This is a genomic window from Sporosarcina sp. QA0331 (assembly GCF_055808055.1).
The window spans coordinates 304,772-328,337 of sequence record NZ_CM147850.1 but is presented as its reverse complement, the minus strand read 5'-3'; the positions used below and the strand labels follow the sequence as shown (position 1 = coordinate 328,337).

Below are 23,566 nucleotides of genomic sequence, written 5' to 3'. Positions count from 1 at the left end.
ATGCCAGTCCTGCTCCACCATCTCGAAGTCCCCCGTGGAATTCACCACTTCCTCCTTCAAGCATGCCTTATCGGTTATCTGTGTTCTTCGCAGGTTGCTGAATGCCAAGATGTTGTTCTCTCTTAATTGTTCAGCCCTTCCCATTCTTCTCGAGTTCGAATGGTACTATGGCGTCTGCTGACTTCTGATTGTTCAGCTACCCATCACTGAGTAGGTTACCAAGTGTACTTGGCATACCAATCAGACCTCCCCAGGTAAGAACGTAGTCTTTCCCTCCATCTATCTGCTTCATTTACTACATATGACCTTCGGCAGAAAGGGCTTTGTTTTGAATTGCAAACTCACCCAATCATACATAGCCTTATATGAAGTTCGTGTTCCTCAGACCGGAGGTTTGCCGCTCGCTTCCTTCAGATTCCATGTCACCATGGACACCCTTGCGTTAAGCTAACTGCTACTTCTGCCTTCACAGTTCGGGACTTGCACCCTATAGACTACGCCCATGCTGGGCGCACAATATAAAAAAGGCGTAGACGAGTTGTCTACACCTTTTTTATTCCTTCACAGTCTTCGTTTCAATTGAATCATCCGCAGTCGGAAGGTTCATGTCTTCATATTTCGGAGGTAGTACTCTTTTAATGAACAACGTGAGAATCAAGGCTACAACAGCAATAATGGTAGCAATGAAGAACGAGTAATTGATGCCGTCCAGCATCGCCTTCAAGCCAATTTCATGCTCCAACGCCGCCATTCCACCTTTATCAGCAGGTATATTCCCGCTTGCCGCTGCATCTTTAAAAAGGGATTCCCCTGATTTCTCCATCCGCTTCGTCATGATCGTAAGCAGAATCGCAGAACCGATTGCACCGGAAACTTGTTGCAGCGTATTATTCATCGCCGTTCCGTGCGGGTTCGATTTCATCGGCAACTGATTCAAACCGTTTGTCATGATCGGCATCATGACCATCGACATCCCGAACATCCGGATTGTGTAAAGCGCCATCAAATAGTAATACCCTGAATGCAATTCAAGTCTACTCAAATAAAACGTCGTAACGACCGTGATCAACAGTCCAACGATCGCAAGTGTTCGAGCACCATATTTATCGAACAGGCGACCTGTGATCGGCGACATGATTCCCATGAGCACTGCACCTGGAAGCATCAAAATTCCTGCTTCAAACGGCGAAATGCCGCGAACTTCCTGAACGTAAAGCGGCGTCAGGATCATCCCTGAGAACATCGCTACTGACAAAACAATCGAAATGACTGATGCAAGAGCAAACATCGGGTACTTATAAATTCTAAAGTCCAACATCGGATCTTCCATCCGCAACTGGCGAAGGATGAATACAATTAGTGCAATCGCTCCAATTGCAATTGTCCCATAAACAACCGGGGCACCCCATCCTTTTTCTCCCGCTGAGCTGAATCCATACAGCAGACCGCCGAAACCGACGCTCGACAAAGCGAGGGAGAAAACGTCTAGCTTCACAGACGTATTCGGCGTAATATTTTTCAACTTCCAAAGCGCAAAAAGGATCGTAATGATCGCAAACGGCAACACGATTTCAAAAAGTGTGCGCCATGAATAATGTTCGACAATCCAACCTGACAATGTCGGCCCGATTGCAGGCGCCGTAAACATGACAAGCCCGAACATCCCCATCGCCGATCCCCTTTTCTCAATTGGGAATGCGACAAGCATAACGTTCATTAATAACGGCATCATTAACGCGGAACCCGATGCCTGGATCATACGCGACGCAACGAGCAAACCGAATGTCGGCGCAAAGATGGCGAAAGCCGTTCCAATCGTAAATAACGTCATCGCCGTTAAAAATAGTCTACGGTTCGTAAACTTTTGGACAAAGAAAGCACTCGCTGGAATCATGATACCGTTCACAAGCATATAGCCGGTCGTCAGCCATTGAACCGCAGACGGCTTTACCGCAAACTCATTCATGATAGAAGGCAAGGCAATATTCAATAATGTATTGTTCAAAATCGCGACGAACGCCCCGAAGAATAAAATCGCTATCATTCCGTAAGGAGGCTTTTCGTGCATTTTCTTTATATCCATTTCCAATAGAATTCCTCCATTCATAATCATTCAATTCACGTACACAATTTAATAGTTTATACTCACAGTCCAAAATGAGCAAGTAAAAAATTCGACTTCTAATAAAAAAAGTTTTCACCACTGTCATTAAAGCGTTTTGTCTGATAAAATCAATTTATACTTCAAGTCTAAAATGTAAGGTGAGATAGATGAACGAGCGTAAACGACAAGTCATGTTAACCGCAAAGAAGCTATTTATTGAAAAAGGATTCACATCCACTTCCGTCCAAGACATTTTGGAGGAGGCGAAAATCTCCAAAGGAACGTTCTATAATTATTTCACTTCCAAAAACGAATGCCTCATGGCCATATTGGAAGATGCTCATAATGAGTCTGTCATTCGAAGGCGCGAACTGCTCGCTGGTCGGGATAAAAAGAATAAAGACATATTGGCAGAGCAAATCCTCGTCCGGATGCAAGTAAACCGGGAGCTAAATTTACTTCCGATTTACGAGGCAGTTTTTTATTCCAATGATGAAGAGCTACGAAATTTCGTGAAAGCGTACCATCTCGGCGAGTTGAAATGGATTGCCGGTCGCCTCGTCGACGTCTATGGCAAGAAAGCGGAACCCCATGCATTCGATTGCTCCGTCATGACTCTTGGGATGATCCAACAACTGAACCACTTCTGGAAAGCCGGCTCCTCCAAAGATCTAGACATCGGAAAGCTTGTCCATTTCACGTTTCGGAGGATGGACGCCCTTATGTCCGACTTAATAGAACAGAAGGACGTCCTTCTTGAAAAGCATATGATTACACCTATAGGGGTTCCTTCCAAAGAGTTGAAGGAAAAAATCCATGAAGTACTAGTCGCACTGAAAAGGGAGTTGGAGCTGGATGAAAGCAGTCTGGAATATACGGAATTCCTATTAACGGAGCTGCAAACCGAAAAACCAAGGGTATCCCTATTGGAAGCGGTCGGTCGTTCATTCCGCGAAGCGAGCAACGGCACACAGCTTGCCGATCGTGTGAATGAAGTCTTATATTTACTTTGGAAATATATCGATACAATTAATACAAAGTAATGAAACTTTCGATGAAGTCTGCCGTACAATTAATCAGCAACTAAATTGGAGGAGGCTATTTATGAACAATCACGAAATCGATTTCAAACTGTATGGAGACGATATGCAATTTGTAGAGGTCGAACTCGATCCCGGCGAAACAGTCGTCGCAGAGGCCGGTTCTTTGATGATGATGGAGGACGGAATTGAGATGGAGACGATCTTCGGAGACGGCTCTGGCAACTCAGGCGGCGGACTTATGGGCAAATTGATGGGAGCCGGAAAACGTTTGTTGACTGGGGAAAGCCTCTTCATGACAACGTTCACGAATGAAGGTTCAGGTAAAAAGCACGCTTCCTTTGCAGCTCCTTATCCCGGCAAAATCATTCCGATGGATTTAAGTGAATATAACGGCAAGATCGTCTGTCAGAAGGATGCATTTTTAGCAGCTGCAAAAGGCGTTTCTGTCGGGGTTGAATTTCAAAGGAAACTTGGCGTCGGCTTTTTCGGCGGCGAAGGCTTCATTATGCAGAAGCTTGAAGGGGACGGCATGGCGTTCGTTCACGCGGGAGGAACAATCATCGAGAAAACCCTTTCCCCAGGTGAAACACTACGTGTCGACACAGGATGCCTCGTCGCTATGACGCAGGACGTCGACTATAATATTGAAATGGTGAAAGGCGTCAAAACGGCATTGTTCGGCGGCGAAGGATTGTTCTTCGCAACATTAAGAGGGCCGGGCAAAGTATGGATTCAATCATTGCCGTTCTCCAGACTCGCAAGCCGCGTCTTCGCAGCAGCTCCGCAAACTCCAGGCGGCGGCTCACGCGACGAAGGCAGCATCGCAGGCGGATTGTTCAATATGCTTGGCGGAAAATAAGAAAGTAAAACCGGAACGCCTCGGCGTCCCGGTTTTTTCATGCTCGAACCACTCATAAAGTTGCAAAATCACGCATAAATTTGTCGAATGAAGCATAAATCCAAAATTCAACGCATAACCGCTGTCAGACGCGCATAAATCCTCAAATTGACGCATAAACCGCCAATATCGCTCATAAATGCAGAAATTCACGCATAAACGGACATATTACTTTAATTTGCGCCATTCAACAACAGCCAAACATAGCGCGCTTCCTCTTCACTTCCCGGTTGGATGTTCATCTGTTTCGGATAATCGATTGTTTTCGCCTTGAACGTCATCAAATGCATGACGTGGCCATTCGCCTTCGCCGCTTTTTCGAGCATTTCCCTAGCTTCTTCCGATTTCCCGCCTGATGCATCAAGCTCCAATTTCCAATCAAGGTATAAATACGTCGCATCACTTTGTGAACCTTTTTCATAGCGGACCATCAGTTCAGCAGCTTCGTTAAATCGCTCGGCATGGATCAAACAAGCAACCGCTTCAAAGCGTGCGCCTTGATTATCTGTCGGGTTCATTCGGACGAGATCCTTGAATACGTCTGCCGCCTCATCAAATTCTCTTTGTTTGAATAAATGGACGCCATACGCGAAAGCGGCTCGCATGAATGGCCGGTTCGGAAGATTCATCCACGGATTTTCACCAGGCTCGAACGTCTTGCTCGCATTGCGAATCGCCTTTTCGTATAGGGCGGACGCTTTCTTCATATCACCTTCTACTTCCGCCTCAAGCAATAGTGCATCCGGAAGTGTAGGCGAAATCGCTATCGCCTTCGCAGCGAGCTCCCGACGTTCCTCTTCGCTTTCTGCGGCAAACGCTTCATATGCAAGCATTTGCGCCCTTCCTTCATCGACATCAGGCTTCCGTTCCGGTTCAACGACACCAGCCGTCGTCATCGCCGTTTCCCAAAGACCTTTTTCTGTAAGACGCGGATCGGTGCCGATGTCGTACACAACATTCGCCATCGGTTCATCGAAGCTGCCCATCATTTCTTCATATAAGGAGGATAAATCGTCAACAAACGGCTTCATCCCTTCACATGACGCTTCATAGCGGGATGCAATTTCCGCCTCACTATCTTCTAGACCTCTCACGACGCCGAGCTTTGCACCCGTCCAAACAGCAGCTGCAACAAAATCATTCACCGATGGAATTTCCTGCTGAACATTCATGAAGTACGCGACCGCTAATTTATGCATATTCTCCCGCGTGTCAGCGTCCTGTCCGAGTTCACGCAACGCCACTTCCAACGCTTTCAATGCATCCAATTGCGAAGGAACGAGTACTTCCTCGACCAATTCATTAAGCGACGCCAAGCTCCGTTTAATGAAAAGCTCATAAATATCGAGCGCATGTGCACGCACGAATTCCTCAGGTGTCTTCCCTTCATTGTCTTCTCGCAATTCCATCAACGACCGCTTCGTCTGCTTGCTCCATTTTGCGAGGAACATCATCGAAGAAACCGGCGCGATTGCGTCTTCCCTTTTGCGCGGATCACGCAACACCGCCCCGAACATTAACGTTCCTTCGTCGACTGGCATTCCTTCATTGCGGGTGACATAATATTCTTCTCCGGTGAACAGCTGACGGACTTTCAGCATGCTCGTTTCAGCGCCGACCACTTCCGCGAGAAGCATGAAAGGCTCGTCCCACGCCTTTAAAACCGAAACGACCGCTTCACGCTTCGCTACCCCTAATTGCTCCTGTATGTATTCATGCCAGCCGGTCGGATTGTAGACGAATAAATAAAATTCACCCGCTGCCTCTTCGATATCATCCTTCATCCAGCTGTCCGAAAGACGAAGTAGCCACTCCCGCATCATCCGGATCATCTCTTTCCGGTCTTCCCCTTTTGGATAAAGCTCAAAGAAATTACCAAGGATTTGATCCACCTCTTCATTCACAAGCATTCCGACTAAATCAGGCCCCGTCTTCCCGCAGCATTTCTTATACTTTTTTCCACTCCCGCACGTGCAAGGATCATTTCTGCCAATCATCATACAACCCCCTCTTGATGCTTTCCCTCATCATAACAAATATGATGTGGCGATGTCGCTTCGGCTATTTTTTTGTAGTTCAATGGTCCTGAAATGACAATAACTCTTAGGAAATGATCGATAACTTCCGGGAAATGAACGATAACTCACTTCAATTGACCGATAATTTCTGGGAAATGATCGATAAACCTTTAGAAATGATCGAAACTAAAAACACCCGGGGCCTCCCGGGTGTTTTCAACTTCCCCTATAGCAATAAATACGCAATTGGCGTCACGATAATGATTGTCAAAATGACACGTTGCACCCAGATCGCAATGAGCTGCGGAATGGAAATCGGAATTTCTGTTGAAACGATACACGGCACAACCGCAGAGAAAAAGATGATGGACGAAACCGATACGACCGCAATGACGAACTTGACGACCAATGCCGATTCCACAACGAGCAATGCCGGCAAGAACATTTCCGCGATGCCGAGCGCGCTCGCTTTTGCAACTAACATCGGCTCCGGCAGCTGCAATGCCCATGTGAACGGATAGAAAATATATCCGAGCCAATCGAAAACAGGTGTGAATTCAGCCAACACAAGCCCCAACAGTCCGATGGATAAGATTGAAGGCAAGATTGCCATTGCCATCAGAAGTCCGTCTTTAACATTCATGACGATATTTTGCCCGAGTGTCGGCGCTTTCGATACTGTCTCCATCGCTTCACTCCAAGCAGTTACAAAGCGCTTCCCTTCCGGCTTCACTTCGGGCTGAGGCGTCGATCCTTCATAATACTCGTTTTTAATAGAACGCAACGGCCATAAATGCACCGTAATTGCCGTGACGATAAAAGTGACAACTAACGTCACCCAGAAATACAAATTCCACATGCTCATCAAGTCGAGCGTCTTCGCCACGACGACCATGAAAGTCGCAGAAACCGTCGAGAAGCCCGTCGCAATGATAGCGGCTTCCTTTGCCGTATATTTCCCTTCTTTATATACACGATTCGTAATTAAAAGCCCTAACGAATACGATCCGACGAATGAAGCAACGGCATCGATCGCAGACCTGCCCGGCGTTCTCCAAATAGGACGCATGATTGGCTGGACGAGGACACCGATGAATTCCAATAGGCCATAGCCGACTAATAAAGCTAGGAATATCGCGCCGATTGGGACTAATAATCCTACAGGTATAACTAACTTATTTAACAAAAACGGTCCCATGTCAGGATCAAAAAGCCATGCCGGTCCAATGTTGAAGACGAGCATGATGCCGACAACTAAACCGATCACTTTGAAAAAGGAAAAAACGACATCGACCTTCGATTTTTTCCAAGTGCCTGAAACGAACGGATAAACTGCACCGGCTAAAATAACGAGCAACGCATAATACGGCAGTGCCCCGCCGCCATACGTTTGAATCCATGTGACGATATGATCCAGCATAATTGAATTCTTTCCGCCGATTGTGACAGGAACGAAAAACATAAATGCCCCAAACGCGCTAAAGACAAAAAACTTCCACATGCCAGGATTTGATTGCGTTTTCACTTTCTCCCCTACTTGCGCCATAAACTTTCCCCCTTCTCCTAATGTTCCAATAACTTCAATTGAAAGAAAGCCGTGAATGAATCCAGCATCTGTTCATCCACGGCAAAACCTTACCCTACGACCAATTCTCCCTTTTTCCAAACCTTATCGACATGATTCACGCCGAATAAATATTGAAGCTCCTGATAGTTCGAGATGTCCCACATGACGATGTCCCCTTGCTTGCCGACTTCGAGCGACCCGACTTTGTCCTCCATCTTGATTGCGCAAGCGGCATTCATCGTTGCCGCGACAAGCGCTTCCGCAGGAGTAAGTCGCATTGAGATGCACGCCAAGTTCATGACGAGCGGCATTGAAGTCGTCGGTGACGAGCCCGGATTACAGTCTGTCGAAATAGCGACAGCTACGCCTTCATCGACCATTTTCCGTCCCTTTGCAGCATCCTCGCGTAAGTACAATGCAGTTGCTGGCAATAAACAAGCGATTACTCCCGCTTCTGCCATTTGCTTAATACCTTCGTCAGATGCTTTCAATAAATGCTCCGCCGAAATGGCGCCGACTTTCGCCGCAAGCTCCGCCCCTCCGTACGACTCAATTTCGTCCGCATGGATTTTCGGAATCAGCCCAAACTTCTTCCCCGCCTCCAAAATGCGTTCAGATTGCTCTGGTGTGAACACGCCCACTTCGCAGAACACATCATTGAAAATCGCGAGCTTCTCTTCTGCCACGACAGGAAGCATATCGTTAATAATGCTATCAATATATTCATCTTCATTGCCTTTATATTCTTGCGGGACGGCATGCGCACCCATGAATGTCGGTACGAGGTCGATCGGATGGATTTCATTCAACCGCTTCATCGCCCGAAGCTGCTTCAGTTCCGTCTCAAGATCGAGTCCGTAGCCGCTTTTCCCTTCGACAGTCGTCACACCGTGCTTTAGGAATGAATCCAGTCTGCGCAACGTTTGCTCCACGAGTTCATCTTCTGTCGCTTCACGCGTCATTCGTGTTGTCGCATGGATACCGCCGCCCGCATTCATAATTTCCATATACGTCGCGCCTTCGAGACGCATTTCAAATTCACGCTCGCGGCTGCCGCCGTAGGCAACATGCGTATGCGGATCGACGAGGCCAGGAGTGACGAGTCGTCCTGTTGCATCGATGATGTCCGCCTCAGACGCACGGTCGCCGAATTGACGCTCCAATTCCTCGGTTGTGCCGATCGCTGCAATGACGCCATCCTCAATCCACACACTGCCATCTTCAATAATGCCTAGTTCAGACATTTCCTTGCTCTTGCGCGGCTCGTTTTTACCCGCAATTGTCGCTAGTTGTGCTGCATGTTTAATCCAGATCGGTTTCAAGAATTTCCACCTTCTATCATCGGGATGTTAACCCCTTTTTCCTTCGCTGTCTGAATAGCGAGATCATAGCCCGCGTCGACGTGGCGTGCGATTCCCATTCCAGGATCCGAAGTCAACACACGCTCAAGTCGCGCTTCCGCTTCCTTCGTTCCGTCCGCGACAATAACCATACCTGCGTGCTGGGAATAGCCCATCCCGACGCCACCGCCATGATGGACAGATACCCAAGTTGCCCCGCCAACCGCATTGATCATTGCGTTTAAGATCGGCCAGTCGGAAACAACATCCGAGCCATCCTTCATCGCTTCCGTCTCACGGTTCGGGGAAGCAACTGAACCAGAATCGAGGTGATCGCGTCCAATGACGATCGGCGCACTTAATTCACCGCTAGCAACCATGTCATTGATGATTTTTCCGAAACGTGCACGTTCACCGTATCCCAACCAGCAAATCCGTGAAGGAAGCCCTTGGAATTGGATTTTCTCCTGCGCCATTCTGATCCAATTGCAAAGATGCGTATTATAGCTGAATTCACGTAAGATGACTTCGTCCGTCTTCCGGATATCTTCCGGGTCTCCCGAAAGCGCCACCCAGCGGAAAGGTCCTTTCCCTTCGCAGAATTGCGGACGGATATACGCTGGAACGAAACCTGGGAAATCAAATGCCCGTTCAACGCCTTCATCCTTCGCCACTTGACGGATGTTGTTTCCGTAGTCAAATGTAATGGCACCTTTATCCATCATCTCGATCATTGCCGCAACATGCTTCGCCATTGAAGCTTTCGACCGTTTCACGTACTCATTCGGATTTGAAGCGCGAAGATCCGCAGCTTCCTCAAGCGACATGCCGGATGGAATATAACCATTCAGTGGGTCATGCGCAGACGTCTGATCCGTCAATACATCCGGGTTGAATCCACGTGCAATCATTTCTGGCAATAAATCCGCTGCATTCCCTAGAAGTCCAATCGATAGCGCCTTCCCTTCCGCCTTCGCCTCTTCCGCGAGTCGGATCGCTTCATCGAGAGAATCCGTTTTCACATCTGTATAACGTGTTTCAATACGGCGATCGATACGCGTTTCATCGACTTCAATTCCGATGCAGACGCCGCCCGCCATCGTCACCGCCAATGGCTGCGCACCACCCATGCCGCCAAGGCCAGCCGTCAACGTGATCGTTCCTTTCAATGACTCCCCGAAATGCTGCTTTGCTAGTTCCGCAAACGTTTCGTAAGTCCCTTGCACAATTCCTTGCGATCCGATATAGATCCAGCTGCCCGCCGTCATTTGCCCATACATCATTAAACCCTTCTTGTCGAGCTCATGGAATGTATCCCAATTGGCGTAAGCCGGAACGATATTCGAGTTGGCAATCAATACGCGAGGTGCATCTGTATGGGACTTAAAAATAGCAACCGGTTTACCCGATTGGATCAATAATGTTTCATCATTCTCAAGATCCTTCAAAGAACGGACGATGGCGTCAAAGCTCTCCCAGTTACGCGCCGCCTTCCCAATCCCCCCATAGACGACGAGCTTCTCAGGATGCTCCGCCACATCAGGATGCAAATTGTTCATGAGCATCCGAAGCGCCGCCTCTTGTTGCCACCCCTTCGTATTCAATTCTGTGCCTGTATATTGAACAACTTTCTCCACTGTATCCGCTTTCATTTTATAACATCCTCCCTTTCGTTACTATCATTCTATAGGGAAGGTTCAGATAATTGTTTATGAATTGATAGCAAAACTATACTTTATTGACTAACTAATAATTAATTAGTGCATATTTTTGACGAATTTAATTTCCATTACTATTGAATAAAAGAGTGAACCATTTCTCGACCCACCAAGAAACAGTTCACTCTATTAAAGCAACATCCCTAAAAACGTTTCGAAATTCACACCGTCTTGGCTTATTATCCTTTCCTTCACGGTCGCTTCGATTGCGGCAGATAAAAACTTCTCTGCAAGCTCCATTGTCTCTGCAACGTCTTGGCCGCGCATCATGCCACCCATAATGACAGATGCAAATAAATCACCCGTTCCGGAATAACTTTTTCCGTTATATTCCTGAAGACTGTGAAAGGTGCGGAATCCGTCGATATACATATTGCCAACATGTCTTGTTTCCGAAATGGCTGGCGGATTCAAGCCGGTAATGATGACTTTCGCATTTGTTGCTGACTGCAGCTGCCGGCCCGCCTCCTCAATCGCGGATAAATAATCTTCGTTCGTTTGATGGCTTTGCAGCTTATCATACGACAGGCCCGTCAGCAGACAGCACTCCGTTACATTCGGCGTGATAATATCCGCGCGCCTCGCTAGTTCTTTCATATAATCAATCAGCTCACCAGACAAAGCCTCATACATCTCTCCTCGATCCCCCATTACCGGATCGACAAGAAGCGTTGTCCCTTCCTTGTAAAACGTATGTAAAAACGAAAAGATATTTTCGATTTGCTCTTTGCCTGTCACGAAACCCGTTTGAATGCCGTCAAAAGCAGCGCCCAACTTGCTCCACTCGTCTACAAAATGATTCATCTTCGACGTCAAATCCTCGCAATAATAGCTCGGGTACTCTGTCTGTGATGTCAAAATGGCAGTCGGCAGCGGCACTGCCTGCACCCCCATGACAGATAAAACCGGAATGGCCGCTGTAAGCGAGCATTTTCCGAAGGATGACATATCTTGGATGACCGCAACTTTTTTCATTAGATTTCCCACCTAACTCGTCGGTACTTGCACTTTCTCCATCGTATCACAATAAGGGGTAATCAAGAATACAGGAGACGAACAATTTCCTCTCTACTTATCTGACCCCTATTACTTTCGTCGAACTGGCACTTTTGTGATGGTCAGTCTTTCAGTAAAATGAAAGTACTCAAAATTCCATGTAGTGAGGAAGTGGATTCGCATATGCAAAACATACAGCGTAAAAAACAATCGGAAACTGACATCGTGCTTATACAACGACAAACGCGTTCGAAAACTTTCGATTTAGTGCTTACCGCTATTTTGTCGGCATTTGTACTTATCGCAACCATGATCAATATAAAACTTCCAATTGGGCAAGGCGGATTAATCCACCTTGGAACAGCGATGCTGTTTATCGTAGCCATTTTATTCGGGCCAAAAAAGGGAGCACTTGCCGGAGCCATCGGGATGGGCTTATTTGATATTTTTGGCGGTTGGGCCATTTGGGCTCCGACGACCATCGTCGCTCGTGCTTTGCAAGGCTATATCGTCGGAAAGATCGCCTGGTCGAACGGTCACCGGGGAGATAATGTTAAACTCAACATCTGGGCGGCCGTTGCTTCCACACCAGTCATGCTCGCGGTCTACTATATCGGGCAAGGCATTATGTATAACAACTGGGTGGCGCCACTGGCATCCATCCCGGGCGACCTCATTCAAAGCGTCGTCGGTCTGCTTATTGCCATACCACTTTGCCTCACTTTGAAAAAAACACCGTTTTTCCGGAAGAAATTTTAAGTAAAAGCCGTGAAGAAATAGAAATGGATTCGGATGATAGGGAGAAAAACACTAAAAAGTGCAATAGCAGTTTGATTAGCATGAAATTTAACAGTAAATCGACCAATAAAAGAACAGGACTTAAAAATGCTTAGAATTCTAAGCGTTTTTTAAGTCCTGTATTTTTCAGAATACCGTTCTGCACATCTATGCTTTCTGGACAATCCTATTTACGCAGTTCTCCATCACTAAATTTATAATAGAGACCTTGCATAAAGAAATAATTCAATTAAGCCAATCATTACAACTAGAGCGTCTCATCCAATTTATGAATCTTCGAGTGAGAAATTAAATATACATTGCCTAAGATGTCGATTTTGTCTCCCTTTACACGTACAGCGCAATCTTTGTTCGACGCATAAACATTCATTTCTTCCGACAGGAGAGATAGTTCGCTTTGAACCAGGGCAATGTTATTTTCGAGATCAAAATGAGACAAGATGGAAAAATTGTCAAGACCGATTCCGTTGTAAACAGAGCTCATTTCAACTTCATATCCAAAGTTTTTCGAGCATAACCATTTAGCGGACATGTTAATTGCACCAGCGCTTGCCCCCATCACAACAGCGCTGCTTTTTTTAATTGACTTCGATATTTCATATTCCATTAAAAAATCATTTTGTTTAAGAGTATTCCCACCCAACAAGAAAATGACTGAAGCATTTTGAATTATCGTTTGGACATCTTCCTTCTGTACGCGATAATTAATTAAATGATATTCCTCAAACCTAACGCCAGCCTGGTCAAGCCACGAGCGTTCAGTAGCACCATCATCTTCATAAAAAGATGGATTCGAGCTAATCATAGCAAGCGATTTTCTATCAGTTATATCCTCCTGTAACACCCTGACAAGATTCTCTGGAAATAAATTGGTAAACCAACCTAAATAATAGTGAGTTTTCATCAGTACCCCCCTAGCAAAGTATAAATAACTTTTATTCCTTTCTCCCAATCAACCAAACCCGTTATCCTTTTTTCGCTGCCTTTTCTTTCACTTAATCTCTACCTCATCCTGAACTGATACGGCGTCATCCCCGTCTCCTCTTTGAACCGCCGGCTGAAATACGGGGAATGTGTGAAGCCGGCGGACTTTGACACTTCTGCAACGGGCAAGTCGGTCTCTGTCAACAAACGCTTCGCTTCCTCGATCCTCATTTTCAGCAACGCTTCGCTGAAAGGCTTCCCTGCCTCCTTTGCAAACTTGCGGCTCAACGTACTTTTGTGAAGCTTCAGCTCATCGGCGCAAGCCGCCAAGCTCCAGGAAGCATCCCAATAATTTGCCGCAATCCGTTCCTGCACTTTTTCGACCAAGCTGCCTACCTGATTCGATTGACCCGCAGATGACTGAAGCAATTCCGCAATGAACCCGATGAAAGATTGAATGATATCGTACATGACCGGCTCGCGGATAACCGTTTCAAACAGTGAATGGTAAGCTTGCTCCATCGGCTGCGACTTCAATGATTTCGCGGTCATATACCGGCGGATTTGCGCGAGTATGCTCGTCAGCCGTACACGGACCATTTCAGGGTCTGGGAATGGCGATTCAAGCGTCAGGAAATCCTGTTCCATCCACTCTCGGATTTCCGCCACTTGTCGTTTCTCGAGCATCTCCACCCACTTCCGTTGCTCAAGCGGCGATAAAAACGGATCCATGTCCCTCCAATGAAGGTCCTCCTGCTCGGTCGTCAAAATATCATAACCATCATAGAAGATCCGCTCATGATACTTGCGCATTTTTTTATAAAGCTCCCGGTACATCCGGTTTTCATCCGCATGCAAATAAATCGTCAGCAACGCGTCCGATTGGCGTTTCCATTGAGCGAAAAAAATCGAATATGCCTCTTGTAGGATGTGCACATCTTTCAGCTGATGGACGACAAGGACAAAATTCGAAAATGGGAAAATATCATATACCGTCGGAAAATCGTGCAATTCGAGTTCGCGGACGAGATGGTCGAGCTCATCCAACCGCGATGGCGCGATTAAACTTAAAAGCACTGGATGTTCCGCCTTTGTCTCCCCGATGAGAAAATCTTCGTATGTGACGACTGCTTCCCGCGGTTGGACGGGGCCTTTCAGCTGCGTCCTTTCATTCCGCCAGCGGAAGCGGATTTGCTGGACTTGTTTGACGAGCCGGTCGGGTTGGAATGGCCGGAAGAGGATGTCTTCCGCTTTTAGGGAGAGCGCTTTGTAGACTGTTTGGAATGTCCTTTCGGAGGAAATGCCGAGCCAGATGGCGTGTGTCGGCAGTTCGAATTCCGCTGTCATGATGTAGGTCATGTCGATAATGTATAGGTACGCATCATCGGAAGTATCTGCCCTCTCCGCAATTTCCACTTGGACGTCATTCCATTGAGAAGTAAGCAGCCATTTTAGCCCTTGCGCTTCGAGTGAATCTTTAATAAGCAGTCGTATTTTCATGCGATCACCTTTTTCGGGATTTGATTTATTTCAATCTAGCTTTATACTGATGGCAAGAAGTCTTTCATTTCAGAAAGGATGAGTGTTTATGAATAAAGTCAATGAATCTATTTGGATAGGCCGGGTTGACGATACGGAGGACCGTGCTAGTTTCCGCTATCATCAAGTCGTTGAACTGGCCGATATCGAGCAAATTTCAGGCGGCTGCGCCATCATTGGTTTCGAATGCGAGGAAGGCGTCCGGCGGAATAAAGGCCGTCTTGGCGCAGCTGAAGCTCCGAATGCTTTGCGCAGTGGGCTTGCGAACCTTCCGTGGCGTTTCCAGGAAAGTGCGCAGGTTTATGACGTCGGCAATATTGCGTGTGACGGCGAAGACTTGGAGTCCGCTCAACAGCAACTTGGCGAAGCGGTCACGGCTATCCTTTCGAAAAATGCAAAGCCGATTATTCTTGGCGGTGGTCACGAAACATTGTACGGACATTATCTCGGAGTCCGTGAAGCCATTGGCAAAGATACGTCACTCGGCATCGTCAATATCGATGCGCATTTCGATTTGCGCCCGTATGACGAACAGCCTTCTTCCGGTACGATGTTCAGGCAAATTTTAGAGCAGGATTCGAATGCTTCGTATTTCGTCGCTGGTATCCAACGTTACGGAAACACACAGGAACTGTTCGACCGGGCAGATTTGTTAGGTATTACATACGTGCATGAAGACGAAATGATTCCTGGGCATCTTGATGAGTTGATGAATGCACTTGATAATTTCATTGCGGAGCACGACACGGTGATGCTCACGTTATGTACAGATGTATTGAACGCAGCGTTCGCTCCCGGCGTCAGCGCTCCTTCCCCATTCGGGCTGGAGCCGTCTACGGTGCGCGCCATTATCCGGAAAGTCGCGGAACATGAGAAAACGCGTTCCTTCGATATTTGCGAAGTGAATCCCGCTTTGGACGAAAACGGACGGACAGTGAAGCTAGGAGCTCATTTTGTGAATGAAGCGATTGTGAATTTGATGAATTAAGTGATGCCCGCCATTTGATCGGCGGGCTTTTTTATTCAGACGACACGATTTTTCGGTTCTATTCCTTCGAGCACGTTCATGATCGCTTCTACGTTCAATTTCATCATGGTGCGGCGCGTTTCGACGCTTGCGCTTCCAATATGGGGGACTGCCGTGACGTTCGATAATGTGAGCAGTGGATTCTCGAGAGGAATTGGCTCCGTTTCAAAAACGTCCAGCCCTGCTGCAAAAATCGTTTCATTTTTCAACGCGTCATAGAGGGCGACTTCATCGACAATACCGCCGCGTGACACGCTAATGAGAGTCGCCGTTTTCTTCATAAGCGACAGTTCCCATTCGCCGATCATCCCTTTCGTCTCTTCGGTGAAAGGCACGAGAATCACAACATGATCGGCCCGTTTTAATAGGTCGTCCAATTCGGCGTATTCGACGCCAAACTCTTCTTCTGTTTCAAGCTTTCGGCTACGGTTATGATAAAGTACATGCATATTGAACCCTTTCCCCCTACGCGCAACCGCTTCGCCGATCCGCCCCATTCCGATAATGCCGATGGTTGTCCCATGTACATCCATTCCTGTAAAGCCCATCGGCGTCCATGAAAGCCAACCGCCTTCCCGCAATTCCTTCTCTGCCGAATTGAAACGGCGCGCCGTGGCAAGCAGTAAGCCGAATGCAAGGTCCGCAGTCGTTTCCGTCAACACATCGGGCGTATTCGTCACGATAATGCCCTTCTCCTTCGCCGCTTCCGTATCTATATTATTGAAGCCAACCGCCAAATTCGAAATTACTTTTAAGTTTGTGGCGCTTTCCAGCATATCGCGGTCGATCGTATCCGAAAGCATCGTCCAAAGCGCATCTGCTTGCGCAATCTCTTTTCGTAATATCTCGTCAGGCACCGCCACGTCTTCCGAATCCCACATCCGGACAGTGAACTTCTCTTTTAAAGGTGCCACGAGCTCATCAGGCAGCTTTCTTGTAATAAAAATAGTCGGTTTCATCGCAATCCCTCCTGTTTCATTTATTTTAGCATAATTCAGTCGGTTCTTTTTTATGGTTATCTATCGAGTTCACAAATTTATCGATTGAATATGGAGAGTTATCTATTGAATCGCGTGGATTATCTATTGAATGTGGAAAGTTATCTATCGAATCATGAAAGTTATCACCATTTCATGACTTTGGAGCTATCCGAGAGTTTCCTCATAACACCTAAATGGCCGCCCGAAAAGTTATCGATCATTTCCTAGCGAATATCGGTCATTTTCACATTTTTATCGGTCATTTGAGCCGACTTATCGTTCATTTCCCAACAGTTATCGATCATTTCCCGAGAGTTATTGTCATTTCATGACCTAAGACCTACTTAAAAACAAACAAAAAGTGCTCCGCCTTTCAGCGAAGCACATACATTTATCCACCAATATAACTCATATTAATCTTCTTCCGATTCTTCACTGTCTGTTCCGTTCGTTCGTCAGAATAACGGTCTCCGCGGCCTTGCCAAACGCCAGTAATCGCTTCGAGCAGCTCTTCGTCCGACATGCCGCTGCGAATCAATTCCCGCAGATCAAAACCGGATGAAGCGAACAAGCAAGTGTACAGCTTTCCATCCGATGAAAGCCTTGCCCGCGTACAAGTTGAGCAGAACGATTCCGAAACCGATGTAATAAAGCCGACTTCCGCTCCGTTGTCCAAATACCGATACCGTTTCGCCACTTCACCGTAATACTCCTCTTCGGCAGGCTCCATTTCGTATTCCGCGCGAAGCATTTCGTAGATTTCTTTCTTAGTCACGACTTTCTCGAAGCTCCAGCCGTTGTCGTTGCCGACGTCCATGAACTCGATGAAACGCAATGTAATGCCGCGTTCTTTGAAGTAGGCCGCCATCGGGAGAATTTCGCTTTCATTCACACCTTTTTGCACGACCATATTCATTTTAATCGTGAAGCCGATTTCCTTCGCGCGATCGATGTTCTTCAGGATAAGTTCCGGTTTAATGCCGCGCCCATTCATTTTCCCGAACAGCTCGGGGTCCATCGCGTCTAGGCTCATATTCAGCCGCCGGAGGCCCGCGTCATACAACGGTTGTGCATATTGACCGAGCAGCACGCCATTCGTCGTCAATCCGATATCCTCGATCCCTTCAATCTTTGTCAGCTTCGCGATCAAGTCGGGGAGGTCGCGCCGCATTAACGGCTCGCCGCCCGTCAACCGAAGCTTCTTCACACCAAGAGACGCAAATAGCTTCGCAAACCGCTCCATTTCTTCAAATGACAACAGCTCATTTTTCGGTAAAAACACATAATCATCACCGAAAATCTCTTTTGGCATGCAATACGTGCATCTGAAATTACAACGGTCTGTCACCGAAATACGCAAATCTCGGATCGGCCGGCCTAATTTATCTACAATCGGATTCATCCTCGTCAACTCCTTTCCAGGACATCCGGAGTGTTCGCATTCATGAAAATCTTGCTGGCGTCGTCTTCCGTCAGCAACTCGCCTTCAATCCACCGGACACCATGTTTCTCTTGAACATCCATTACCCGCCGCTTCCCGTTTTCAAGCGCTTTTCGCAAATCAGGCAGCACAACAGCGTCCCACACCGATACGAGTGGGTGAAACTTTCCGTCCAAAACGACGGCAGTCACACCAGAACTATGGCAGTCAAGCAACCGCCCGATCACGTCAGCTGTCATGAAAGGCATATCGCATGGAAGAACGAGATAACGTTCGGCGGGCAGTCTTTTCATCCCAGACAAAATCCCTGCAATCGGACCTTGCCCCGCAAAAGGTTCCATGTCTGTCGTTACAAGCAAGCTTTCAGGGAAACGGTCTACTAATTCGGGGCGCGTCACAACAATGCACTCTTCGCAAAACGGCGACAAAGCTTCCAATGACTGTTCATAGAAAGGCCTTCCATCCCATTCGGCAAATGCCTTCGGGGAACCGAACCGGCTCGATAAACCTCCAGCAAGGACAATTCCAGCCGTCTTCATCAGCCACCGCTCACCGGAGGAATGAATGCGCAGACATCACCTGACTCAATGACATCATCTTTCAATGCATATTCTTCATTAACTGCCACTTGGACATTATCCGCGCCAAATCCAGGATAGGATTCTTCTGCCCAGTTCAGCAGTTCGGCAACTGTCATCGAATCGCGGTCAAGCGTCTCAGCCCCTTTACCCGTCAATTCACGCAGTCTCGCAAAATAATTCACTTTAATCATTTTTGTTCAACCCCCTTTTCAGGATATTTCTTCTGAGCACCGATCCATTCTTCCCCGTCTTCCCAAATTTCCTTCTTCCAAATCGGCACGACTTCTTTTATGCGATCGATGGCATATTCATTCGCTTCATATGCCGCTTTTCTATGTGGTGATGAGACAGCGATGACGACGGCAATGTCCGAAATTTGCAGTTCACCGATCCGGTGGGCGATAGCGACATGTACGCCCGGCCATTTCTCTTCCATTTCCGCCCCGATTTCCGCCATTTTCTTCTCTGCCATCGGGACATACGCTTCGTAAGAGAGATAAAGTGTCTTCACCCCGTGTGTCCACTCCCGTACATTGCCTGTGAAAACTGTGACAGCTCCGGCTGAAGGATGAAGCACATAATCCATATATTTTTGAACCTCTATCGGTGTTTCTACGATTTCATATTGTTTCATTGCCATCTCCCCTTCCAATCCACTTCACAAACCATTCGTCAATTTGTTCCAAATGCTCACGCGAATGAATATGGGAGCAATCCGACGAAATTTCCGGACACCCGATCACGAGCTGCCGCCCTTGCAAATGACAGAGCGTATCCCAATCCTCTTCATTGCGTAGCAAAACTACTTTATCTCCAACCTCACCTTTATATCCTTCAATCAATAACACATCCGGCTTTCCGATCGTTGCCAATTCTTTAAGCTTGTCAAAATCGGGCTCTTCATTCCAACTGAATTGAATCGCTCCGCCACCCGCAACGAGTGTCGCATCCGCTCCATTTACTAAAAACTGCGACGTATCGGTCGTAGAACCACTCATATCCGGCTTCCCGCCATGTCCATGATGCTTCAGCACCGCGACAGACAAACCGTTCTTTTTTAATAAACGAACCCATCTCGCAATCAAAGTCGTCTTTCCGCTATTTTTATAGCCAACGACGTGCAATGTCTTCATAACGTCCATTCGCTGACGCCTTGTTCACTGCCGATTAACAGGATATCGACTTCATCCCCTTCAGCAAAGCCCCTCGTTCCACTTGGGAGCACGATCAAGCAATTCCCCCGGGCAATGGACGATACGGCATTCGATTTATTGAATCCCGCAGGCACTGCAACAACTCCGTCCGGCGTCAATTTCCAAGTCGCACGGATGAAGCGCGTGAATGGATTCGGCTTCGTAAAGTCCTCGTCCAATTTCGCCGTCATTCTTGGCATATAAGGAGCTGTTCCTCCCATCATCCCAAGAATTGCAGGTCTTGTAAACAGTTCAAACCCTGTGAAGCAAGCAGATGGATTGCCCGAAAGACCGAATAATAATTTATTTCCAAGCGCCGCGACAGTCGTTACACTGCCCGGACGCATTGCCACTTTGTTGAATAAAACCTTCGCGCCGAGCCGTTCATAAATGGCGGGCAAATAATCATAATCACCGACCGACACGCCACCCGTCGTAATAAGAAGATCAGTTTCAGCAATCGCCTTCTCAACGACAGCTGTACAAGCATCCAAATCGTCCGCCATCATACCGTATGAGTGGCATTCGATGCCCATCCGCTTTAATTGTGCGCGGATCATTGGACCGTTTGAATTCCGGATTTTGCCTGGTACGAGTTCATCAGCTACATCTAACAATTCTGTCCCTGTCGACAAAATTCCTGCAACCGGCTTTTTCGCCACTTTCACTTTTGCATAACCGAACGTTGCGAGCAATGCGACAGTCCCCGGATGGATGAGTGAACCCGCTTCGATAAGCAGCTCCCCTTCCTTCGCATCCTCGCCTTTATACGAAATATTTTCGCCAACCTCAAATGGTTTCCGCAGCGTAAATCCGTCTTCCATTTCGACTGTCTGTTCAAGCATGACGACGGCATTTGCGTTTTCAGGAATTTTTGCGCCTGTCATAATTCGATATGCTTCCTTTTCACCGATCGGCTTGTCTCCGACATAACCGGCGCCGATTTCCCCGATGACTGTGAGTGAAATCCGGTTGTCGCCAGATGCTCCTTCAGAATCGGTCGACCGGATTGCAAATCCATCATAAGGTGATCGGTCAAAAGGAGGTACATCGTGTTTCGCGATGATTGGCTCAGCCAACACTCTTCCATAAGCGTGTTCAAGGTCAATCATTTCTGTTCCTACAGGTGTTGTGTGCTCCATTACGAGCCTGACAGCTTCCACCACGGGAATCGGCTTTCTCATTTCCACCATTACGTTTCCTCTCCTATCTTCTGATATACTAAATGTACTATGTTTGAAGGGATTGAATCCAATGTCCGAATTGACGCATTTCAACGAGCAGGGGCGCGCTAAGATGGTTGACGTTTCCGATAAGTCGGTGACAACACGAACCGCCATCGCTGCTTCCTCCATCATCGTGAATGAAACGATCCACTCGCAAATTACGGAAGGAACAAATAAAAAAGGCGATGTATTTGCCGTTGCGCAAGTCGCAGCAATTATGGCTGCGAAAAACACGTCTTCTATTATCCCAATGTGTCATCCACTTGCCCTTACCGGCGTCGATGTCCGCTTTGAATGGCAAATCGACGAAGCAAAGGGTCATTACGAAGTGCTCATCGAAGCCGAAGTGAAGACGAAAGGCCTGACCGGCGTCGAAATGGAAGCATTGACCGCCGCTTCTGCAGCCGCCCTCACGATTTACGATATGTGTAAAGCAGCCGGCAAAGAAATGGTCATCGGCCAGACGATGCTTTTGAAAAAGACCGGCGGGAAAAACGGCGACTTTGAACGCGCTCCGATGAAATGAGAATCTTCAGGTCACTTCCGATGCTTCGTCAGTTCATGCACGATATGATGAAGCTCCGGAAGGATCAGTTTTTCCATCGCCAATTTCACTGCTTTCGAAGATCCCGGCAAAGCGAATAAAACTTGTTCGTCGATAGACCCTGCAGTCGCCCGGCTCAACAACGCTTTTGACCCGACGTCTTCCGTATAGCTCAAGAACCTGAACAATTCGCCAAATCCATCGATCATCTTCGTGAAATACGGCGTCACCGTCTCAATCGTTACATCGCGGAAGCCGATTCCTGAACCGCCCGTTATGATGATCGCTTCAATTGCAGTGTTATCTAGCCATTCTTCCACGTTTCGAGATATTTCCATTGGTTCGTCCGTACAAATCCGGTAATCCTCGATATGATGACCCGCATCCTCTGCCATCTGGATGATCGTTCGCCCGCTCTTATCCGTATCCTTATCCCGCGTATCGCTCACCGTCAAAACAGCGATGGCGATTGATTTCTTTTTTTCCTTATCCGTAAGATTCGACAATCGATCCACCCCCTATTAGCCGAAAAATTGATGGTATAGCTTCCGTCCTTGTTTCATATCTTTCAACCCGTGAATGAGCAAACGACCGTTTTGGAATAAAACACAGCGATACCCTTCCGCATGGAATTCCACGAAGAATGGCGTTGTCCGATATGTTGAGCCCAGTCGTTCGGCCACTTGCACTCCGTCCGCAACAGACAACGTCCGGCTACTGTCGGGTATGACTTGGACAGTCTCTCTCCCGCAAAGGACGGCATAATACGTGCCATCGGATTGATTCAATGAAGGATATGTAGGCAATTCTCCACAAGTTTCACAATGTTCGTTTCGGATGCGCGAAATGCCTGCTTCCACTTGTGTGTTATTCCAAACATCAAAATGCAGCAGTTTCGTCATCATCGCGTCCACGTTGCCCGTCAGCCATTTCAATGCCTCCGCGGTCTGCCTTGCCGCGACGATTTGGACAGCAGGTGCAATGATGCCGGCTGTATCGCAAGTTTCATTCACCGAAGGGAGGACTGGCAGCAGGCAACGGAAACAAGCCGACCGTCCCGGGACGAATGGAAATACAGTTCCCGAACTGCCGACACACGCGCCATGAATCCAAGGAATACCCTTCTTCCAGGCTACGTCATTCATAAGAAGTCTCGTTTCAAAATTATCCGTCGCATCCATGATCAAATCGGCATCTGCTGCAAGCTGTTCAAGCAATGGACCGTCGACATGGTCGAGCACCGTCCGTATTTCGCAATCTTGCCGGATCTCTTTCAATCTACGTTTAGCAGCGACGACTTTCGGGACACCGTCTAGCGCGTCCTGTTCAGTGAACATTTGCTGTCTTTGCAAATTGGACATTTCCACATAATCGCGGTCAGCTATCGTCAGCTTGCCGACTCCAGCTCTGACTAGCGTCTCGGAAATAGGGGATCCGAGCGCTCCGCAGCCAATGACTATGACGTGCGCATTTTTCAAACGTTCTTGCCCTTCTTCGCCAATCGGCTTAAAAAGCGTCTGGCGTGAATATCTCGTTCCCACTTCCCCTTCACTCCCTACTTTTGATCTATATCTAAACTCCGTCAAGCCGCCTTCGCTTTTGAATGAAGCAAAGGGCTTCCGGTCATTG

Annotated in this window: 22 protein-coding genes; 5 read left to right on the top strand and 17 right to left on the bottom strand. The window is 47.5% G+C overall.

Annotation, left to right across the window (positions count from 1 at the left end; translation table 11 throughout):
• Nucleotides 1–553 precede the first annotated feature (553 nt).
• Entirely contained in the window at nt 554–2,083 is a 1,530-nt protein-coding gene (locus tag AC0L13_RS01700) for a DHA2 family efflux MFS transporter permease subunit (protein ID WP_473646807.1), read from the bottom strand.
• Between the two features lie 188 nt (nt 2,084–2,271).
• Here AC0L13_RS01700 and AC0L13_RS01695 point away from each other — a divergent pair, with 188 nt between their 5' ends.
• Nucleotides 2,272–3,147: a TetR/AcrR family transcriptional regulator gene (locus tag AC0L13_RS01695; RefSeq protein ID WP_473643316.1), complete on the top strand. Its 876-nt coding sequence runs from the start codon at nt 2,272–2,274 to the stop codon at nt 3,145–3,147.
• Between the two features lie 61 nt (nt 3,148–3,208).
• Nucleotides 3,209–4,006: a TIGR00266 family protein gene (locus AC0L13_RS01690; RefSeq protein WP_473643314.1), complete on the top strand. Its 798-nt coding sequence runs from the start codon at nt 3,209–3,211 to the stop codon at nt 4,004–4,006.
• Nucleotides 4,007–4,218: 212 nt separating this feature from the next.
• Here the strand turns inward: AC0L13_RS01690 and AC0L13_RS01685 are convergent, their stop codons facing one another.
• From AC0L13_RS01685 to AC0L13_RS01665, 5 genes are all read right to left on the bottom strand, one after another.
• Complete coding sequence (locus AC0L13_RS01685) at nt 4,219–6,042, bottom strand: tetratricopeptide repeat protein (protein WP_473643312.1); 1,824 nt, start codon at nt 6,040–6,042, stop codon at nt 4,219–4,221.
• Between the two features lie 247 nt (nt 6,043–6,289).
• Nucleotides 6,290–7,609: a YjiH family protein gene (locus AC0L13_RS01680; RefSeq protein WP_473643310.1), complete on the bottom strand. Its 1,320-nt coding sequence runs from the start codon at nt 7,607–7,609 to the stop codon at nt 6,290–6,292.
• Between the two features lie 89 nt (nt 7,610–7,698).
• Nucleotides 7,699–8,952, bottom strand: a complete 1,254-nt coding sequence (gene hutI, locus AC0L13_RS01675) for an imidazolonepropionase (protein ID WP_473643308.1) — start codon at nt 8,950–8,952, stop codon at nt 7,699–7,701.
• Entirely contained in the window at nt 8,949–10,622 is a 1,674-nt protein-coding gene (hutU, locus tag AC0L13_RS01670; protein WP_473643306.1) for a urocanate hydratase, read from the bottom strand. Before hutU ends, hutI begins: the two co-directional genes overlap by 4 nt.
• 195 nt (nt 10,623–10,817) lie before the next feature.
• Nucleotides 10,818–11,663, bottom strand: a complete 846-nt coding sequence (locus AC0L13_RS01665) for a pyridoxamine kinase (RefSeq protein ID WP_473643304.1) — start codon at nt 11,661–11,663, stop codon at nt 10,818–10,820.
• A 204-nt stretch (nt 11,664–11,867) separates the two neighbouring features.
• Between AC0L13_RS01665 and AC0L13_RS01660 the strand changes: the two genes are divergently transcribed.
• Nucleotides 11,868–12,443, top strand: a complete 576-nt coding sequence (locus tag AC0L13_RS01660) for an ECF transporter S component (protein ID WP_473643302.1) — start codon at nt 11,868–11,870, stop codon at nt 12,441–12,443.
• A 286-nt stretch (nt 12,444–12,729) separates the two neighbouring features.
• On the opposite strand, the gene AC0L13_RS01655 is transcribed toward AC0L13_RS01660, so the two are convergent.
• Together AC0L13_RS01655 and AC0L13_RS01650 are read right to left on the bottom strand one after the other, a co-directional pair.
• The gene (locus AC0L13_RS01655; protein WP_473643300.1) at nt 12,730–13,386 is read right to left on the bottom strand and encodes a Type 1 glutamine amidotransferase-like domain-containing protein; all 657 of its coding nucleotides are present in this window, start codon (nt 13,384–13,386) and stop codon (nt 12,730–12,732) included.
• A gap of 98 nt (nt 13,387–13,484) precedes the next feature.
• Nucleotides 13,485–14,906 (bottom strand): helix-turn-helix transcriptional regulator, encoded by a 1,422-nt coding sequence (locus tag AC0L13_RS01650; protein WP_473643298.1) that lies wholly within the window; start codon nt 14,904–14,906, stop codon nt 13,485–13,487.
• An 88-nt stretch (nt 14,907–14,994) separates the two neighbouring features.
• Here AC0L13_RS01650 and hutG point away from each other — a divergent pair, with 88 nt between their 5' ends.
• Nucleotides 14,995–15,933, top strand: coding sequence for a formimidoylglutamase (gene hutG / locus AC0L13_RS01645; RefSeq protein ID WP_473643297.1), 939 nt, complete (start codon nt 14,995–14,997; stop codon nt 15,931–15,933).
• 35 nt (nt 15,934–15,968) lie between these two features.
• Here hutG and AC0L13_RS01640 read toward each other — a convergent pair whose 3' ends face one another.
• From AC0L13_RS01640 to AC0L13_RS01610, 7 genes are all read right to left on the bottom strand, one after another.
• Nucleotides 15,969–16,931, bottom strand: a complete 963-nt coding sequence (locus AC0L13_RS01640; RefSeq protein ID WP_473643295.1) for a 2-hydroxyacid dehydrogenase — start codon at nt 16,929–16,931, stop codon at nt 15,969–15,971.
• A gap of 412 nt (nt 16,932–17,343) precedes the next feature.
• Nucleotides 17,344–18,354 (bottom strand): GTP 3',8-cyclase MoaA, encoded by a 1,011-nt coding sequence (moaA, locus tag AC0L13_RS01635; RefSeq protein ID WP_473643293.1) that lies wholly within the window; start codon nt 18,352–18,354, stop codon nt 17,344–17,346.
• Nucleotides 18,355–18,359: 5 nt separating this feature from the next.
• Entirely contained in the window at nt 18,360–18,932 is a 573-nt protein-coding gene (gene mobA / locus AC0L13_RS01630) for a molybdenum cofactor guanylyltransferase (protein ID WP_473643291.1), read from the bottom strand.
• Nucleotides 18,932–19,165, bottom strand: a complete 234-nt coding sequence (moaD, locus tag AC0L13_RS01625) for a molybdopterin converting factor subunit 1 (RefSeq protein ID WP_473643289.1) — start codon at nt 19,163–19,165, stop codon at nt 18,932–18,934. Before moaD ends, mobA begins: the two co-directional genes overlap by 1 nt.
• On the bottom strand, nt 19,162–19,608 hold the full coding sequence (locus tag AC0L13_RS01620) for a molybdenum cofactor biosynthesis protein MoaE (protein WP_473643287.1): 447 nt from the start codon (nt 19,606–19,608) through the stop codon (nt 19,162–19,164). Before AC0L13_RS01620 ends, moaD begins: the two co-directional genes overlap by 4 nt.
• Entirely contained in the window at nt 19,595–20,116 is a 522-nt protein-coding gene (mobB, locus tag AC0L13_RS01615; protein ID WP_473643285.1) for a molybdopterin-guanine dinucleotide biosynthesis protein B, read from the bottom strand. Before mobB ends, AC0L13_RS01620 begins: the two co-directional genes overlap by 14 nt.
• Nucleotides 20,104–21,360 (bottom strand): molybdopterin molybdotransferase MoeA, encoded by a 1,257-nt coding sequence (locus AC0L13_RS01610; protein WP_473643284.1) that lies wholly within the window; start codon nt 21,358–21,360, stop codon nt 20,104–20,106. The genes mobB and AC0L13_RS01610 overlap by 13 nt, the downstream gene beginning before the upstream one ends.
• Nucleotides 21,361–21,421: 61 nt before the next feature.
• Between AC0L13_RS01610 and moaC the strand changes: the two genes are divergently transcribed.
• Nucleotides 21,422–21,919: a cyclic pyranopterin monophosphate synthase MoaC gene (gene moaC, locus AC0L13_RS01605; protein ID WP_473643282.1), complete on the top strand. Its 498-nt coding sequence runs from the start codon at nt 21,422–21,424 to the stop codon at nt 21,917–21,919.
• 11 nt (nt 21,920–21,930) lie between these two features.
• Here moaC and AC0L13_RS01600 read toward each other — a convergent pair whose 3' ends face one another.
• Both AC0L13_RS01600 and AC0L13_RS01595 read right to left on the bottom strand, forming a co-directional pair.
• A complete protein-coding gene (locus AC0L13_RS01600; protein WP_473643280.1) occupies nt 21,931–22,443 on the bottom strand; it encodes a MogA/MoaB family molybdenum cofactor biosynthesis protein in 513 nt (170 codons plus the stop codon).
• Between the two features lie 15 nt (nt 22,444–22,458).
• The gene (locus tag AC0L13_RS01595; protein WP_473643278.1) at nt 22,459–23,478 is read right to left on the bottom strand and encodes a ThiF family adenylyltransferase; all 1,020 of its coding nucleotides are present in this window, start codon (nt 23,476–23,478) and stop codon (nt 22,459–22,461) included.
• Nucleotides 23,479–23,566 lie beyond the last annotated feature (88 nt).